Origin of the sequence: Bradyrhizobium sp., assembly GCF_016213215.1 — a bacterium.
GTDB lineage: Bacteria > Pseudomonadota > Alphaproteobacteria > Rhizobiales > Xanthobacteraceae > Bradyrhizobium.
Map to the genome: position 1 here is coordinate 1 of NZ_JACRAW010000015.1, position 16,169 is coordinate 16,169.

Sequence of the window (16,169 nt, forward strand, 5' to 3'; positions counted from 1 at the left end):
CCCGACCAGGCGACAGTGGACGGCTACTTGCCGCCCTACGATCCCGTCCAGGTGCTCGACCCCGGCTCCCCCGCCTCGATCGGCGCGATGGTCGGACCCGACGCCTTCACCGAAGTGCGGTTCCTCGCCCATTACAAGCAAACCCAGGCGCTGCGGCTGATCCCCGAATTCGCGCGCGATTTCGCCGAAAAGTTCGGGCGCGAATCGGGTGGCCTGCTGCGCAGCTATCGCACTGACGACGCCGACATGCTGGTGGTCGCGATGGGTTCGGTCTGCGGCACCATCAAGGACACGATCGACGAGATGCGCGACGAGGGCATTCGGATCGGGCTCGTGACTATCGTCTCGTTCCGGCCGTTCCCCGTCGATGCGCTGCGCAACGCGCTCGCCGGCGCCACGGACGTCGTGGTGATCGAGAAGAGCATCGCAGTCGGCATGGGCGGACAGCTTGCCGACAACGTCGGCGTCGCGCTGCGCAATTTGCCGCGCGCGCCGCGGCTGCACTCGGCGGTCGCGGGGCTTGGCGGACGAGCCATCACGCGCGGCTCGCTGCATCGCCTGTTCCGGCAGGCGAGCGTGCAGCCCTGGGAGGGAACGCATTTCCTGGATCTCAACGAGAGGGTCGTCGGCCGCGAGATCCATCGCAAGCGCAAGAGCCGCCGTTCGGGACCGACCGCCGAGAACATCCTGCGCCAGCTCGCAATCGCATCCGGTCTGCCGCCCGCCGAGTGAGGATGGTTTCAGGATCATGCCAAGGAATATTTCATGACCAATCACACCGCGACACTTCCACCTGGAGAAGCGGTCCAGAAGCTGAAATATTATCAGAAGGGCACGTTCACCGTCGGCAATCGGCTGGTCACTGAGGCGGAGCGTACGGTCCAGGCCTCCCGCGACCGCTCCAATGCCTTGACCTGCGGCCACCGCGCCTGTCAGGGATGCGGCGAAGCGCTCGGCGCACGCTATGCGATCGACGCGGCGATGCGCGCGACCAACAACAACCTGATCGCGGTCAACGCGACCGGCTGCCTGGAAGTCTTCACCACGCCCTATCCGGAGACCTCGTGGCAATTGCCGTGGCTGCATTCGCTGTTCGGCAACGCGGCGGCGGTCGCAACCGGGGTTGCGGCGGCAATGCGCGTGAAGAAGCGCAGCAATGTGCGCGTGATCGCACAGGGGGGCGACGGCGGCACGACCGACATCGGCTTCCAGTGCCTGTCCGGGATGTTCGAGCGCAACGACGACGTGCTCTACATCTGCTACGACAACGAAGGCTACATGAACACCGGCGTGCAGCGCTCCTCCGCGACGCCGCCAACCGCTCGCACCGCGACCACGCCGGCGGTCGGCCCCGAGCCGGGCAATGTGTTCGGTACCGGCAAATCGGTGCCGAAGATCGCCGTCGCCCACAACATTCCCTATGTCGCCACCGCAACGGTCGCCGATCTGCATGACCTCGAGCGTAAGGTCACCAAGGCGATGAGCATTCACGGCGCTCGCTATATCCAGATCAACGTGCCCTGCCCGCTCGGCTGGGGCGCGGCTTCACACGATACGATCCGTATCGCACGGCTCTCCGTGGAATGCGGCATTTATCCCATTTTCGAGGCCGAGCACGGCAAGGTCACGCACGTTCGCAAGATCCGCCGTCAGGTGCCGGTGACGGAGTATCTGAAGCTGCAGCGCCGCTTCGCCCATCTGCTCAAAGGCGGCCATGAAGACCCCCGCGTGGCGCGGCTTCAGGCGCTCTGCGACTCCAATATCGCCGAATACGGCCTGGTCGATGCCGCCGGCGAGGATGCGTGAGGACAACGATCATGGATCATCCCTTCGCCATCACTCTCGACGTCGGCACCTCGCTCATCAACCACACCGGGTCGTGGCGAACGTCGCGGCCCGAATATGTACATCGGCTGCCGCCCTGCAATCACGCCTGCCCGGCCGGCGAGGACATCCAGGGCTGGCTCGCTCATGCCGAGGGCGGGAATTATGAAGCCGCCTGGCGCAAACTGACGGAAAACAATCCGCTGCCCGCCGTGATGGGCCGCGTCTGCTATCACCCGTGCGAAGGCGCCTGCAATCGCGGCGCGCTCGATTCCTCGGTCGGCATCAACTCGGTCGAGCGATTTCTCGGCGACCTCGCCATCAAGAACGGCTGGTCATTCCAGGCCACGGCGCCATCATCGGGCAAGAAGGTGCTGGTGGTCGGCGCGGGTCCATCCGGCCTGTCGGCGGCCTATCACCTGGCGCGCCTCGGTCACAGCGTGACGATCAAGGAAGCCGGACCCTTGCCGGGCGGGATGATGCGCTTCGGCATCCCGAAATATCGCCTGCCGCGCGACGTGCTGGACGCGGAGGTCAAGCGCATCACCGATCTCGGCGTAACGATCGAATACAACGTCAAGATAGCCAACATCGGCCATGCCATGACCGAGGGTGGTTTCGACGCGGCCTTTCTCGCCGTCGGCGCTCATATCGCCAAGCGCGCCTATATTCCCGCCGGCGAAGCCGCGAGAATCCTGGACGCCGTGCAGGTCCTGCGCTCTATGGAAGGCGAGGACAAGCCCCTGCTCGGCCGGCGCGTCGTGGTCTATGGCGGCGGCAACACCGCGCTTGACGTCGCCCGCACCGCAAAGCGGCTCGGCGCCGAGGAAGCCGTCATCGTCTACCGCCGCACCCGCGAGAAGATGCCCGCGCACGATTTCGAGCTGGAAGAGGCGCTGGAAGAAGGCGTCATGATGAAATGGCTGTCGACCATCAAGAATGTCGAGGCCGGATCGATCACGGTCGAGAAGATGCAGCTGGACGACAAGGGCTTTCCGCAGCCGACCGGCGAATTCGAAACGCTGCAGGCGGACTCCGTCGTGCTGGCGCTCGGCCAGGATGTCGATCTCTCGCTCTTGCAGGGCGTGCCAGGCCTCGAAGTGAAGGACGGCGTGGTGCAGGTCGGCCCCAACATGATGACCGGCGCGCCCGGCATCTTTGCTGGCGGCGACATGGTGCCGTCCGAACGCACCGTCACGGTTGCGGTCGGGCATGGCAAGAAGGCCGCCCGTCACATCGATGCCTGGCTGGGCGGAGAAACCTACCAGCCGGCTCCGCCACATGAGGTCGCCACCGCCGACAAGCTGAACACCTGGTATTACGGCGAAGCGCCGAAGACACTGCGGCCGCTGCTGGAAACCGCGCGCCGCACCTCGACCTTCGAGGAGGTTGTGAAAGGACTGGACGAAAGCAACGCGCTCTATGAGGCGCGCCGGTGTCTCAGTTGCGGAAACTGCTTCGAGTGCGACAATTGCTACGGCGTATGCCCTGACAACGCGATCATAAAGCTCGGCCCGGGCCTCGGCTTCCAGATCAATCTCGACTATTGCAAGGGCTGCGGCATTTGCGCTCAGGAATGCCCGTGCGGTGCGATCGGGATGGTCCCTGAAGCGATCTGAGCGAGAGGCGAGATCGCTTGGTGCTCTGGATGCAGTGCCGTAGATCGATTTTCAGGGACGCGTCGGCGGTTCGCCATGCGGGATGCCGCAATCATCAGGCGGTCCGCTCCGGAATATCGGCAAGGCGCCAAAGTCCAAGACTCTTGTCCTGCCAGGCGCCGCCGCCTTCGTCGCATCGCTCGTTGACAAGCTCGAGCGGAGCCGGCCAGTCGAACGGCGCCTTCTGCAGGTTCAGCGCGCGCCAATCGCCGTCTTCGCAATCCAGGTTTTCTCTCCATTCGGGAAAGGTGGTCGTGAGCAGCCAACGCGCGCCGCTGGCGCGGAATCGCGCAATAGCCCGGTCAATGTTCGAATAGCTCAGATGCACCAGGCAGTCCCGACAGAGGATCAGATCGGCGCATGGCAGGGCATCGCGGGTGATGTCGGCGGCGACGAAACGTCCGGCCAATTGGCCCGTCTCAACTCTCTGGATGTTGGCGGCGATCAACGACGGCACGATATCGATGCCGATGTAATCGGCCGCCAGATTGCAGGCGCCAATCCAGCCTGCATCACCGCACGGTGCATCGAGCAGCGAGTGTATCCCCAATCGCAGCAACAGCGCAGGCAGAGCCTGCCTGATCGCGGCGGTCGCGCGATCCTCGGATCCCAAGCCCGAAACCGAGGTCGTCGCGCCCCACAGGTTGATCTCTGCAATGCGATCGAACCGAGCGGCGAGATCGAGACCTGCGAAGCTGTCGCGTTCGGCAACGAAGCGCTCGTGGGCGAGAACAGGAGGACGTTCTGAGTTCATCCGAGAACAACTGTGTCGGGCTGGGCGACCCGAGCGCCACTATCACTCCATGATGCGGGGACCGACTCCCAAGATGTCTGACGAATGTCGCGTCACCACACCGCCTGCAGCAGAAATCGTAGCCGCGGAAGTGCGCGAACCTGACGATCACGCTCGATCGCCTCGGCGGCGAGCCGGCAATCCTCCGCAACTCTCTCGAGGCCGACCCGCGCCAGATCAACGCTGGACTGCCGGGCCTGCTCCCGACAAAGGCATTCAAGCCGGCGAAACTCGCGTGCTTCCCTGGTCATCGCGCCGCCCTCATCATGGTTGACCGTAAAGAGGACTCTGATTCCGGTTAACGGATTATAAACGACCAAAAAAGGGCAGAACGCGGGCCGGGCGGCTCGCCCGGGAACCGGCGGCCGCCGAGCAGCCGGCAAACAAGCCGATCCCGATTAGCAATCGAGGCGAGCCCGCCTATCTTCGCCAGAGGTGCCGAGCACCGGCCACGATCATGCTCAAGGAGAAGGCGTGTCGACTGCTGCCAAGCTGTTAGCGCGAAAGCAACAGCTGCTCGAGCGGCTGCAGGCTGATTCCGGCCCGCACGAGCGCGAGCAGATCGAGCGTCTGCTGGAAGAAATCGAGACCGCGCTCGAACTGCTCGACGAAACCGGCCCGGGCCAGAGCGGCGATGAGCAAGAGTAATCAGGGACCGGATCGGTTACGCCCTTCGACCCCGACATCCAGCAGCGTGAACGACGCAACGCCCAAGCTAGGGAGCGGAACTCTCCCATTCCTGCCTGCCGGGCGTGCTCGGCTCATTCGCCAGCGCCTCGACGAACTGCAGGACGAGCCGCCGCTTCTCGACGGGCAACACCAGAAAGCTGCGCACTAGGCGCAGCCCTTGCATTTCCTCCAGCCATTCTGCGGGCGCTTCCATGCATCCAATCTCGGGCGGAAGGGGAAAATATGCAACCGCATTGTGAGCCGGGCCAAACCCCGAAGACCCGCTCGACCGGTACGGAGTCACGCTTCCGCCCACGGCGCCAAGCCTGGGTTATCAACATAGGTCACTGCGACTGACTTGAATCTGCAAAGAGCCTCTGCTGCTATTCGGACCGGGTTGAGGTGGGTGTCATGAAGTGGATGCGGGAACGCGATGCGTTGATCGCGCAGACCTTGGCGTTTGTGCAGTCGGTTAAGGGTAAGACAGAGGATTTCCCCAAGGCGGAACAGCCTTCGGTCGCCCCTCCGTCAAGTTCCGAATCGGCAACGCTGGCGGCGGTCGAATATGTGCTCGAAGCCCGGCCCTCCGCCCCGAGCGCGCCCCGATCTCCCCCACCGGAGATCCGTATCCACTCGCCAAACGTCGCCAGCGAAGTGGCGGCGGAGGTGCGCGACCGGATCTCAAGCTTTCGCAAGCATCAGGAGCGCTTTCGCCGCGAGCGGGAAGAGTATTTCAGCACGACATTGGCGAAGGTACGGGCCGCCATCCATGAGGTCCCGCCGCCGCGGTCGGAAAACTGAGATGTTCGGCGCGGCTTCTATCGCTTAGGTTCACCGTCCGAGTTGCCCGCCTGCTGCGGGCGTCACGGCTCAAGATCCTGTCTGGAGCCAGGCGCAAACCAGCAGCAGGTTCGTCACGCAGGCGCCCAGTAGCGCCAGGCTGAGCGGCAGCAGGATTCGTTCACATGAGGTGAGCGGGGTGATCGTCATGCCGAAAACATCCCCTGATTCCGGGCCGTGAGTCCTGAGGATTCTTTTTTCCGGGATTCACCACTCGTTTACGACTCAGGCGCCTACCGCCGGGTGCCGTCGCAGCGCGGAGTGGCGGCTCACCAGGTCGTGGGCGACCCGGCTGTCATGACAAAAACTTCAAATATTCCTGTGCCTTAGTTGGATCAGTTGAAGCTTAGCCGTGCCCTCACGCTGTCCTGCATCCGCAGGTCAAGGTGAGCAGCGAGTACTCACGGAAGAATAGAGAATTTAGGGAATCGTCGGGGCCAGCAAGGCCTGCTCGGCGGAGAGGGTGACACACGCTTTCCTGCGATTCAGGCCGCGGATTGCACCGGTCACCTTCAGCACCTTGCCGGTGGGACAGAACCCGCTCTGCACGAACGCCACCTCATAGGGCGCCAGCACCAGCGGCTCGGACTTGAGGACGGTCTGAGCGCGGGACGGCAGTGCAACTGAAAGCAATGAAAAAACAACCAGCGCCGCGGTACGCATGTTCAACATCCACCCCTGCCCGCGACAATATATAGCCGCTCTTCACGACAGGTTCCCTATGCGGCAAAAAATATTTTTGCCTTAGCGCAGCCGAGATTGCTGTGGTCGTAAAACGAGGGCCGGCAACAGCCGGCCCATTCAACGCAATTCAATTCGGTGGCTCAGTAGCGCGAGCCGGGCGGACCACCCCAGCCGAACCGGTAGTTCACGCCGAGCTTGACGGTATGCTCGTCCTCACGCGACTTGGCACCGACAATGTCGGCAGGCCCGGCTGTGAAGGTGGTGTTGCCGAAATTGTAATACTGGTACTCGGCCTTGGCCGACCAGTTCGGTGCGAACATGTATTCCAGGCCGGCGCCGACCGTGTAGCCGTCCTTGTGATTGCCATCGGTGGCGAAAGCCGCGGGCGCACCACCGACGCCGACGCCGAGGCTGTTTTCGCGCCAGGCGTATCCACCCTTGGCATAAAGCAGCGCGGGCCCCCAAGTGTAGCCGAGCCGGCCGGTGACCGAACCAAGCTGGTCGGTGTTGGTGGTTACGAGCGTCCCGGCGGGAAACAGCACGCCGTTGTTGTTGGTCGGCAGCCAGCTGTACTGGGCCTCGATGCCCATCACCCAGTTGGACGCGAACTGATAGTCGAAGCCGCCTTGGACGCCGCCGAGAAGGCGCGCCTCGCTGCTCTGGAAGGTGTCATCGCCGGCAAGGGCACCGCCAAGGTGACCGCCGATATAGAAGCCGGTCCAGTTGTAAATCACCTGCGGCGGCGTATAGGCCGGCGCCTTCGTATACGGGCGCGGTGGCACATCGGCCGCAACGGCCGGCGCAGCGAAGGCCAGAAGAGTGGCAGCGCCGAGCAGAATCTTCCTCATTGATATTCCCCGTTAATCCCGATCGACCCTCCGCGAACAACGTGGCTCGAATTTGGTTGCTCTGCGGCAATGCCGGAACGTTGATCGTTCGCGACTTTGACGGAACCGCAGGAACGCCTTGTTTGTTCCGTCCTGCGACAGTTTGTTCTGCCCCCAGGTGGGCAGCCGTCAAAATATGTCAATGCCCAAGGCAGGGGCCGCGGCTCCCTCGGATCTATCAAAGCTCGCGACCACCGCAGTTCCTACCACGGCCGGATGAACGGCGGCTTTGCCCTATCGTGTCATCTTTTCCAGTTCGAGAAAGGACGCGTAAACCGCCGGCGCAGAGATCGCCTCCGTGTCGATGACGAACCGAGGCGGCCGCGGGCACGGTCTGCCGAAATGCACGGGTCGCAATCGACGAACCGCATCTCGGTCAGGCCGCACCTCGTATCGCTTGATCCCGTCTCTATTGGCGTGGCGGGGCAATGCAGATCCGCACCGAGCGGATCCTCATCAGCCGGGCTTCACCGACGCAGCTGCTTGGCGTTGGCGTCGAGCGGCTTCGCGTTGGGGACAGTCTTGGCGTCGGCCTTGGCGTCGGAGGCCTTGGCGTCAATCTTGGTATCAGTCTTCGCATCCGTCTTGGTGGCCTCGCTCTTGATGCCGACCTTGGCGTCCGTCTTGGGGTCGGTCTTGGGGTCGGTCTTGGCCGCGGCGTTCACCGCCTTCGATTTGGTCTGCTCGGCCTTGATCACCGGTGCTTGCGTTGCGGTCTTCGCGGCAGTCTCGGCAAACGCGGGCGCAGCGATCATGGAAGCTGCGAGCAGGGCTGCGGAAAGGGTCTTCAGCATGGTCAACTCCTCTTGAAGGACCTCAAGTGCCGGCGGGAATTACCGGCACCTCGTCGATCACGCCTGCAACGCTAGGCCGCCGGCCGTGAACCCGTCCTGAAGCCTCTTGGCGGATTCCGTTCATCTGCATGACAGGATTGTCATCTGCCTCGATGGACCACCGGGCGCAGCGATGTTCGCCCGCCGATAATATGCCGTGGGGAGCGGGAATGTTTGTCGGGCTCGGGTGTTCCGGCTAGTGTCCCGACTCCGTAGTTCGCCCACTCCTGCGGCAATGTCGTTTGCGAACTTCGGAACCGAAGGACACCAGTAACTGGTTGATCTGGTTTGGCCTACGTCCGGAAGTCCGCATTGCGAACTTCAGAACCGCCACCTGGAAGGCGATCACGTGCGGTCGCCTCGCATACGGGAGAGATAGATGCGAAAATTCGCAAGGATTGTGGTCCCGGCCGTTGTGTCGATGACCCTGGCCGGCGCGCCGGCGCTCCACAGCGCCTACGCGGCCGGCAGCGACGAACCATCGGCGCCGTCATCGGGCTCGACATCAACCAAGAGCAAGAAAAAGAAAAGCTCCAGCATCGACGATCCGAAATTCCTCGCCGCCTACCGTACGGCCCACGCCATGATCTACGATGGCCACGACTACGGCGGAGCGATCGAGCAGCTGAAGGCGCTCGGCCGCGATGACGTCGCCGACGTCGCCAACCTGATCGGCTACTCGTATCGCAAGCTCGGCGACTACAAGCTGTCGCAGGCGTGGTACGAGCGTGCGCTGAAGGCCGATCCCACCCACGTCCGGACTTGGCAGTATTATGGTCTCTGGCAGCTTGAACAGGGCAACCGCGAGCAGGCGCAATATCACCTGAGCCGCATCGCTGCGCTCTCCGGAACGGACACCGAAGAATATCGCTCGCTTGCCGCAGCCTTGGAAAAGCCGACTGCAACGGGCCTCGTGTACTGAGCGTGATCGACCCCAAATCGACAGCCGGCGCCGGCGAGAAGCCCGCGCCGGTTTCCTATTTCATCAACGCCTGCACCTCGGCGCGGAGCGCCTGGCGCGCGGCATCGCGCGAATAGAACATGTGGCCGCCGGGATAGACGGCGAGCTTGACCCGCTCGGGCGAGGCGTAAGCGGGCAACTGGTCGAGGATCATCTTTGAACCGAAATAGGGCGTCGCAAGATCGAACAGCCCGTGCGCGACCAGCACCTTGAGCTTGGGATCGGTCGCCAGAATCTGGCGCAGCTCGGTGACGGACTGCGCGGGATTGGTGCCGCGGCCGAAGTCCCAGGCCCGTTCCACGGCGCCATTTATCAGCTCGTACGAGCCGTCGGGCCGCCATTTCAGCTTGCGCGTAGTGAGATCGAAGGCAGCGCTCGTGAGCGGCGCGGCGAGAGAATCCCCGGACGGGTCGCCGAAGCGGAAGAAACTCGAATCCGGAAACGGATCGAAGCCGCGCACCGACGCGTCGTAACGGCCGGTAACCTTGCCGCTCTTCCGGTCGAATTCACGGCGGAATTCGGCGACATCAAAGCGACCGGCGAGCCGGCGGCTGACGGCCTGGTCGATGCCGGTCAGCGCCGCCACCTTGTCCGCGAGGCGATTGGTGGCCTCGCTATCCGCTCGGCCCTTGACAAGGTCGAGGAGAAAATCGCCTCGCGCGTAGTCCTCTACGTCGGCAAGATCGGCGCGCGTGACCGCCCCCTTGGCCTCGCGTGCGACCGCCGCATAGCTCGGCAGCCTCGCCACGTATTGCAGCAGGCTCGAGCCCGCGAATTCGCGGAAGTCGAGCAGCGGCGAAACCAGGATCAGTCCCCTCACCCCGACGCCCTGCTGAGTTTGCAGATTACGAACGAGCTTCGGCCCGCGAATGCCGCCATAGCTCTCGCCCACCACGTATTTCGGTGCCAACAGCCGGTCATGCTTCTCCAGCCAGCGGCGGATCACGACGGCGATCGAGCTGACGTCGCCGTCGACGGAGTAGAACCGCTTGCGCACCTCTTCGCCCGTGGCGACGAAACGGCTGTAACCGGTGCCGACAGGATCGATGAAGACGAGATCGGTGAAGTCGAGCCAGGTCTCGGCGTTGGGCTGCAGTTCCGGGGGCGCAGAGGGCGTGACCGCATCCGCGTTGATGGGCAAGCGCCACGGTCCGTTGTTGCCAAGCTGAAGCCAGGCCGACGCCGCGCCGGGTCCGCCGTTGAACACGAACGTCACGGGACGGCTCCCCCGGTCGGCGCCGTCGAGTTGATACGACGTGTATGCGACATCGGCCTGCGGCTCGCCCTTGTCGTCGAACAGGCGGATCGAGCCCGCGGTCGCGGTGAAGGCCAGCGACCGGCCCGGAAGCTCGATGCTGTGCTGGGTCGTGGAATCCGGCGGTAAACGATGGTGATCGGCGGTTGCCGGCGAGCTCGGCGTATTGCCGCTGCGCGCTCCCGGCCCACCCTTCTGGCCGGCAGGCGCCGCAAGTCCGGGGTGATGCCGCTGCGCCGCGGCCGGCGGGTCTTCCGCCCGCGCTGTGCCTGCCGAACCGATCGCAAGCAGCACGAACAGGAACCATCCGCGGCGCAGCTTCGGCAATCCCATGACTTTACTCCCTGCCGCGGTCCTTGAGCTCGCATCGCTCGGACAAAGTCTTCAAGCGGCTCGCTTAGGCGCAGATTGCGACGGTTTGGCGTTGCTCGCAACGGCTCGGAAATCGGTCTTGCGCCACCACGACGATTTCCGTTCGGGGATGATCCTCGCCGAGTGCAACACTCCTCTAACGTAACCGGTCTAGTCTCTTCTGGTCTACGTGAACCGGATCGGCATGGTGGCGTGGCGCGGGCGTGCGCGTTCTGGAATTGTTCGTCCGGCGTGCGATGCCCGGGATGGCTTGCCGGCAGTAGCTGTCATCTCGACATTGGCAGCGAAGGTCGATAGACGACCTCCGCCGCAAACCCTCAAGGCACCAGACGAGGCAGCGATCTCATGACCTCCCCTCAGCGATACGAACGGATCGCCTTCGTCGCCAGCCCTGGCCCCGAGGCACAGGCGGCCTACGCGCAGCTCACCGCGCTTTACGGCAATTGTGCGCCGGCGGAGGCCGACGTCGTCGTGGCTCTGGGCGGCGACGGTTTGATGCTGCAGACGCTGCACCAGAACATGCGCTCGGGAAAGCCGATCTATGGCATGCATCGGGGTACTGTCGGCTTCCTGATGAACGAGTTCTCCATCGACGATTTGCGCGGGCGGCTGGCGGCGGCGCATGTCTCGGTCATTCATCCGCTCCTTATGCGCGCCACCGACACCCACGGCGACGTTCACCTGCATCATGCCATCAACGAAGTCGCCCTGTTCCGCCAGACCTACCAGGCGGCGCGATTGAGAATCCTGATCGACGACCGCGAGCGCATGCCCGAACTGATCGCCGACGGCCTCATGGTGGCGACGCCCGCGGGATCAACGGCGTACAACCTGTCCGCCCAAGGACCGATCCTGCCGATCAACGCGGCCCTGCTCGCGCTGACTCCGATCAGCCCCTTCCGCCCGCGGCGTTGGCGCGGCGCCCTGCTGCCGAATACCGCCTACGTTGTCATCGAAGTGCTCGAAGACGACAAGCGTCCGGTCGCGGCGGTGGCCGACCATGACGAGGTGCGCGATGTCCGCCGGGTCGAGGTGCTTTCCGACAAGAGCATCTCGATGCGAATGCTGTTCGATCCCGGTCACAGCCTGGAGGAACGCATCCTGCGCGAGCAATTCGGGTACTAAGCCAGCGCGGCGCCGCAGATCGCAACGCTTCGTTAACCGGCGCCACGATATGGTTAACGCTGGGATACCGCTCGACCCCGGCGTCATGTACCGCATCGATTTCAACAAGCTCCGCTTCCTCGTGTGCGACGACAATCCGCACATGCGCCGCATCCTGCGGACGCTGTTGCATTCGTTCGGCGCGCGCGAAGTGTATGAGGCCGAAGACGGCGCGACCGCGCTCGAAATGTACAGCCACTACGTTCCGGACATCGTCATCACCGACTGGGCGATGCCCATCTTCGACGGCCTCGAGCTCGCGCAGATGATCCGCCAGCCCGAATCCAAGGGCAATCCCTTCGCGCCCATCATCATGCTGACCGGCCACACCGAGAAGCGTCGGGTGACCGTCGCGCGGGACGCAGGGGTCACCGAATTCCTCGCCAAGCCGATTTCCGCCAAGGGGCTTTACCAGCGCATCCTCAATGTGGTGGCCAATCCCCGGCCGTTCATCAAGACCAAGACCTATTTCGGACCGGATCGCCGCCGCAACACCAACAACGCCTATATGGGGCCGGAGCGCCGCGTCGGTGAGAAGGCCGAGGTGCTGCAACAGCCTTCACTGCTCGACAAGGCGCGCTCTGCCATCTAAGTCACGCGAGGAAGCTCCCATGGCGAAACAGAAAACGCCGGCGCTCCAGATCGAGACCTACGCCACGCATCACGTCATCACGCAGCCCAACCCGCTGCGCAAGGTGCTGCGCCGCGCAGGAGAAAAGGACACGGACGACGATCCGGTCGCACGGGCGGAGAAGGCGCTTGCCGGTCTCTCCGGCGAGTTCAGGGACTGGATGGAGAAAGAGACCAAACGGCTCCTTTCGGCGCACGCCGCCGTCGTGGAAAAGGGCTTCACCAACGAGACGCGTGAAGAACTGTTTCGGGCCGCCCACGATATCAAGGGCGACGCCGTGACGTTTGGCTATCCGCAGGCGGCGGCCACCGCCGAAAGCCTGTGCCGGCTCATCGAGCACGCCCCGGACCTGCGCAAGGTGCCGCCAGACCTGATCGAGCACCACGTCAACGCCATCCAGGCGATCGTGCACGAGAACACCAAGCTCGATACCATCAGCGTGTCGAGCGAGCTCAGCCGCCGTTTGCGCAAAGTCGCGGACGAGTATCTGGCGCGCGTCAATCGCGATCGGCCCGACCATCTCGAGGCGATCCTAGCGCCAAGCATCGTGCCGGCGGATTAGCTCCCTCTCGCGACGGCTACGCAGCCATACAATCGCAATGGGATCCGTGGCGTGGGCAAAGCGAAGCGTGCCCGCCTATTCTGCGACGAGCCGATGGCGTGCACGGCGCTGACGCGCGTTTGCCACCCTGTACCTGCGATGACAAGATTCAGGTCCGCGCTCACGCGCGGCCCGGAGTTTGGAAGCCCGGCTATGCCGCGGCGAGGTCGTAATAGACCGGCGCGACTGCCTCGTCGGCGGCCAGTTCGTCGCAGAACAGGCGCGCCTCTTCGCGCGCCGATTCCGTCGCAAAACGCCGCAGCAGGATCATCAGCGGCTCGGTCGCCCCGCGCTCGGTTTCGCAATGGGTGAGCACCCGCTCCACCATTCGCCGGCGCAGTCGGGCAGCCCCCTCCAGGCTGTCGACGAAGCCGCTTTCATGGCAGGCATCGAGCGCCACCTGGAACGCGGCGAAGGTCGATTCCGGCAGTCCGGCGCGGCGCAGCAATGCATGGAGGCTGGCGCCGCCGCGATCATTCAGCAGGGCCGAGACCCGCGCGCGCGGCAGGTCGGACAGCTCGGCGAGCGCGCTGTCGAACAGTTCGACATTGCCGGACAACAACGCGCGCAAGATCAACCCCGCCGTCAGCTGGCCGGTAACGCGCAGATGTCGCACCAGGCCCTGCATTTCCTCGCCGCGGGAGCGCGCGGCGATATGGATCGTCGAACGGTCGCGCGCTTCGCTGGCGATGCGCCCTGCCCGCTCCGCGCTGAGCCAGTTTCGCGCCACCACGAATTGCGCCAGCGTGTCGGAGAGCTTGGCGACCAGCGCCGCGCGCGTCGCGGCCGGCAGATCCTCGAGCACCAGCATCGATTCCCGGATTGCGGCGAGATGTCCGTGACGCTCGACGATGCGGTCCCAGGAGAACGGTGCAAGCTCGGCGTAGGCGTTTTCGATCAATTCGAGCGCCGCCGCGGCGCAGCCGACTTCGGCAATTGCCGCGCAGACGGATGCCGGCAGGCGCATGCGGCGCGCTATCGCGCATTGCACCTCGCAATCGCCGGTCGCAACGATGTCGACCAGATCGGCATCGATGAGAAGCGGCGAATGTTCGAGGATGGGAAGCGAAACCGAAGGCTGGTCGACCGACAGCGCCTGCACGATGGCCGCAGGAGCATCCATGCCGCGGGCGAAGACATCCGCCATGGCCCGACGCACCAGCGGCGACGGGTCGTCGAGTTGCATCAGCAGCGCGCCCTCGGCAGCGGCTCGGTCATCATCCGAAAGATCGGATATGAGCCAGGCTCTCGCCAATGCCCGCGTCGCTTCCGCCCGTTCACCGGCAGATGCGGTTCTGACCCAGTTGATAAACTGCCGAACGATCATTGTCCTTCCGGCTTACGCAACGAAACCAAAGGGTGACGCCATGCCACCGACAGACAAAATAAACCACGACGCTTAACAAAGCGTTCACCATAACCGACTGGTTCTATTGACGTTTTGTTAAGGCTCGGAGCCGGCCCTGGCCGGTCAGCTGCTGTAGGTGCCGTCGCGATCGCTGAAAAGATCAAGCGGCTGCGGTGGACGGACGTTCGGCGTGGAACTCGTCACCGATGTCATCGACGTCGAATTGCCCCACAATTCCCGGACCGCGGGCGATACGGGATCGGTCCGCTCGCCGCCCTGGAATAAGGAGCGGAACATTGGCTCGCTGGCGGACGCCGTCGCGTTCGACGCCGAGGTCGTGGTGACCGGCGTCACCGCACGAACGTCCGGGAAGTTCGCAAGAAAAGCGGCGTTGTCGATCGCGGGCGCGGCCGGCGCTACGCTCGCCACCGCGGGCATGACCGGTGACGGCGTGTCGCCGAACAGCGCCATTGCGCTGCGGGTGGCCTTCGAATTGGCGGCGCCGGCATAGCGCGTGCTCAACACGGAATAGACTTCGGAGACGCTGCGCCCATGCCCGCTCCGGTCGTAGAAGATCGAGTGATTGGCGGCTGCGGCATTCGGAAACATCCGCACTGCCGACGCCTGCGGCTGTCCTTCGGCGGCGTTGATCAGTTTGGCCGCGCCGCCGACGCCCATGAAATGCGCCATATAGAGTTCGCTATCGTTCGGGCGACGGCCGATCTTGCCGGTCAGCTTGAAGCTGTTCGACTGGGTCAGCGCCGCCGCCATCGCAGAGGCGGCCGCGGGATCATCGCGCAGCCTCATGATGCTCCGTCGCATCGCAGGATCGTCGACGGTGTAGCTCCCCGAAGCTGTCCTTGTAATGGCGTTGGCATAATTGCCGTAGCCGAACTGCGCGCCGGCCTCCTTCACCGTTCCGAGCCAGGTCTGATCGATGAATTGAAACAGACCATGCGCCGAGGATGTCGTCGCTCCCGCGGTCGGGTTGAAGTCCGACTCCATCTTGGCGGTGGTGAGCAGGTATTCGAAGCTGGCGCCGGTGTTGCTGGCGGCCTGCCTGATCGCGCCGGCGATTCGCGCGCGCGACGGATCAACACCTGCCGTCAGCGTGGCGTTTGAAGCGTCGATCGCCATGAATGTGCCCCGCTCCTTTGAGACGACCGCGCGGCATGAGTGGGAGCCGACAACCGGTCCCGTGCGAGGCACACCGTGGGGCGATTATGGTTAACGCCGGGTTAACGGGTTCCCGGGTACGCAACGACAAACCCGGATCTCATTCTGCAATGTCCAGATTCGGGTTCGCTCGGCGCCGGGAATGACGTCACTTCTTGTAGACGGCCCTTGGATCGAATAGCCGATCCGCATCCACGAAGGAAAGGCGCGCGGTGGCGCCATCAGCCTCGACCTTGCGGTAAAAGCAGGATCGCCGACCAGTGTGACAGGCCGCACCGACCTGCTCGACGCGAATCCAGACCGCATCCTGATCGCAATCCATGCGCATCTCGACGACGCGCTGGGTCTGACCCGAAGTCTCACCTTTTCGCCATAACGCATTGCGCGAACGGCTGAAGTACCAGGCTTCACCGCTCGCGATCGTCCTGCGCAGCGCTTCTTCATTCATGTGGGCGACCATCAACACCTCGCCG

Annotated in this window: 19 protein-coding genes; 9 read left to right on the forward strand and 10 right to left on the reverse strand. The window is 64.0% G+C overall.

Annotation, left to right across the window (positions count from 1 at the left end; all coding sequences use genetic code 11):
• From HY852_RS03945 to HY852_RS03955, 3 genes are all read left to right on the forward strand, one after another.
• On the forward strand, nt 1–732 hold a 732-nt coding region (locus HY852_RS03945), incomplete at its 5' end, for a transketolase C-terminal domain-containing protein (protein WP_291602807.1).
• A 33-nt stretch (nt 733–765) separates the two neighbouring features.
• Nucleotides 766–1,806: a thiamine pyrophosphate-dependent enzyme gene (locus HY852_RS03950; protein ID WP_291602808.1), complete on the forward strand. Its 1,041-nt coding sequence runs from the start codon at nt 766–768 to the stop codon at nt 1,804–1,806.
• 11 nt (nt 1,807–1,817) lie between these two features.
• The gene (locus HY852_RS03955) at nt 1,818–3,443 is read left to right on the forward strand and encodes an NAD(P)-binding protein (protein ID WP_291602809.1); all 1,626 of its coding nucleotides are present in this window, start codon (nt 1,818–1,820) and stop codon (nt 3,441–3,443) included.
• A gap of 94 nt (nt 3,444–3,537) precedes the next feature.
• Here the strand turns inward: HY852_RS03955 and HY852_RS03960 are convergent, their stop codons facing one another.
• Entirely contained in the window at nt 3,538–4,236 is a 699-nt protein-coding gene (locus tag HY852_RS03960; RefSeq protein WP_291602810.1) for a class I SAM-dependent methyltransferase, read from the reverse strand.
• A gap of 92 nt (nt 4,237–4,328) precedes the next feature.
• Nucleotides 4,329–4,526 (reverse strand): hypothetical protein, encoded by a 198-nt coding sequence (locus HY852_RS03965; protein WP_291602811.1) that lies wholly within the window; start codon nt 4,524–4,526, stop codon nt 4,329–4,331.
• A 223-nt stretch (nt 4,527–4,749) separates the two neighbouring features.
• Here HY852_RS03965 and HY852_RS03970 point away from each other — a divergent pair, with 223 nt between their 5' ends.
• Nucleotides 4,750–4,923: a hypothetical protein gene (locus HY852_RS03970; protein WP_291602812.1), complete on the forward strand. Its 174-nt coding sequence runs from the start codon at nt 4,750–4,752 to the stop codon at nt 4,921–4,923.
• A gap of 67 nt (nt 4,924–4,990) precedes the next feature.
• On the opposite strand, the gene HY852_RS03975 is transcribed toward HY852_RS03970, so the two are convergent.
• The gene (locus HY852_RS03975; protein WP_291602813.1) at nt 4,991–5,158 is read right to left on the reverse strand and encodes a hypothetical protein; all 168 of its coding nucleotides are present in this window, start codon (nt 5,156–5,158) and stop codon (nt 4,991–4,993) included.
• 224 nt (nt 5,159–5,382) lie between these two features.
• On the opposite strand from HY852_RS03975, the gene HY852_RS03980 reads away from it, so the two are divergent.
• Nucleotides 5,383–5,745 (forward strand): hypothetical protein, encoded by a 363-nt coding sequence (locus tag HY852_RS03980; RefSeq protein ID WP_367116321.1) that lies wholly within the window; start codon nt 5,383–5,385, stop codon nt 5,743–5,745.
• Nucleotides 5,746–6,204: 459 nt separating this feature from the next.
• Here the strand turns inward: HY852_RS03980 and HY852_RS03985 are convergent, their stop codons facing one another.
• The 3 genes from HY852_RS03985 to HY852_RS03995 form a co-directional block, all read right to left on the reverse strand.
• A complete protein-coding gene (locus HY852_RS03985; RefSeq protein WP_291602815.1) occupies nt 6,205–6,447 on the reverse strand; it encodes a DUF6719 family protein in 243 nt (80 codons plus the stop codon).
• A gap of 161 nt (nt 6,448–6,608) precedes the next feature.
• Complete coding sequence (locus HY852_RS03990; RefSeq protein ID WP_291602816.1) at nt 6,609–7,316, reverse strand: outer membrane beta-barrel protein; 708 nt, start codon at nt 7,314–7,316, stop codon at nt 6,609–6,611.
• A 506-nt stretch (nt 7,317–7,822) separates the two neighbouring features.
• Nucleotides 7,823–8,149, reverse strand: a complete 327-nt coding sequence (locus HY852_RS03995) for a hypothetical protein (RefSeq protein WP_291602818.1) — start codon at nt 8,147–8,149, stop codon at nt 7,823–7,825.
• A 418-nt stretch (nt 8,150–8,567) separates the two neighbouring features.
• Here HY852_RS03995 and HY852_RS04000 point away from each other — a divergent pair, with 418 nt between their 5' ends.
• Nucleotides 8,568–9,110 carry a tetratricopeptide repeat protein gene (locus tag HY852_RS04000; protein WP_291602820.1) on the forward strand — a complete coding sequence of 181 codons (543 nt, stop codon included), beginning with the start codon at nt 8,568–8,570 and terminating at the stop codon, nt 9,108–9,110.
• A 55-nt stretch (nt 9,111–9,165) separates the two neighbouring features.
• On the opposite strand, the gene HY852_RS04005 is transcribed toward HY852_RS04000, so the two are convergent.
• Nucleotides 9,166–10,737 carry a peptidase S10 gene (locus HY852_RS04005; RefSeq protein ID WP_291602821.1) on the reverse strand — a complete coding sequence of 524 codons (1,572 nt, stop codon included), beginning with the start codon at nt 10,735–10,737 and terminating at the stop codon, nt 9,166–9,168.
• A gap of 384 nt (nt 10,738–11,121) precedes the next feature.
• Here HY852_RS04005 and HY852_RS04010 point away from each other — a divergent pair, with 384 nt between their 5' ends.
• The 3 genes from HY852_RS04010 (at nt 11,122) to HY852_RS04020 (ending at nt 13,133) form a co-directional block, all read left to right on the forward strand.
• The gene (locus HY852_RS04010) at nt 11,122–11,901 is read left to right on the forward strand and encodes an NAD kinase (protein ID WP_291602822.1); all 780 of its coding nucleotides are present in this window, start codon (nt 11,122–11,124) and stop codon (nt 11,899–11,901) included.
• An 85-nt stretch (nt 11,902–11,986) separates the two neighbouring features.
• Nucleotides 11,987–12,532: a response regulator gene (locus tag HY852_RS04015; protein WP_291602835.1), complete on the forward strand. Its 546-nt coding sequence runs from the start codon at nt 11,987–11,989 to the stop codon at nt 12,530–12,532.
• A gap of 19 nt (nt 12,533–12,551) precedes the next feature.
• Nucleotides 12,552–13,133, forward strand: a complete 582-nt coding sequence (locus HY852_RS04020) for an Hpt domain-containing protein (RefSeq protein WP_291602826.1) — start codon at nt 12,552–12,554, stop codon at nt 13,131–13,133.
• Nucleotides 13,134–13,323: 190 nt separating this feature from the next.
• Here the strand turns inward: HY852_RS04020 and HY852_RS04025 are convergent, their stop codons facing one another.
• From HY852_RS04025 to hisI, 3 genes are all read right to left on the reverse strand, one after another.
• A complete protein-coding gene (locus HY852_RS04025; protein ID WP_291602829.1) occupies nt 13,324–14,499 on the reverse strand; it encodes a DUF2336 domain-containing protein in 1,176 nt (391 codons plus the stop codon).
• A 144-nt stretch (nt 14,500–14,643) separates the two neighbouring features.
• Entirely contained in the window at nt 14,644–15,657 is a 1,014-nt protein-coding gene (locus HY852_RS04030) for a transglycosylase SLT domain-containing protein (protein ID WP_291602831.1), read from the reverse strand.
• 187 nt (nt 15,658–15,844) lie between these two features.
• Nucleotides 15,845–16,169 (reverse strand): phosphoribosyl-AMP cyclohydrolase (hisI, locus tag HY852_RS04035; RefSeq protein WP_291602833.1); only part of this gene is annotated, 325 nt, incomplete at its 5' end.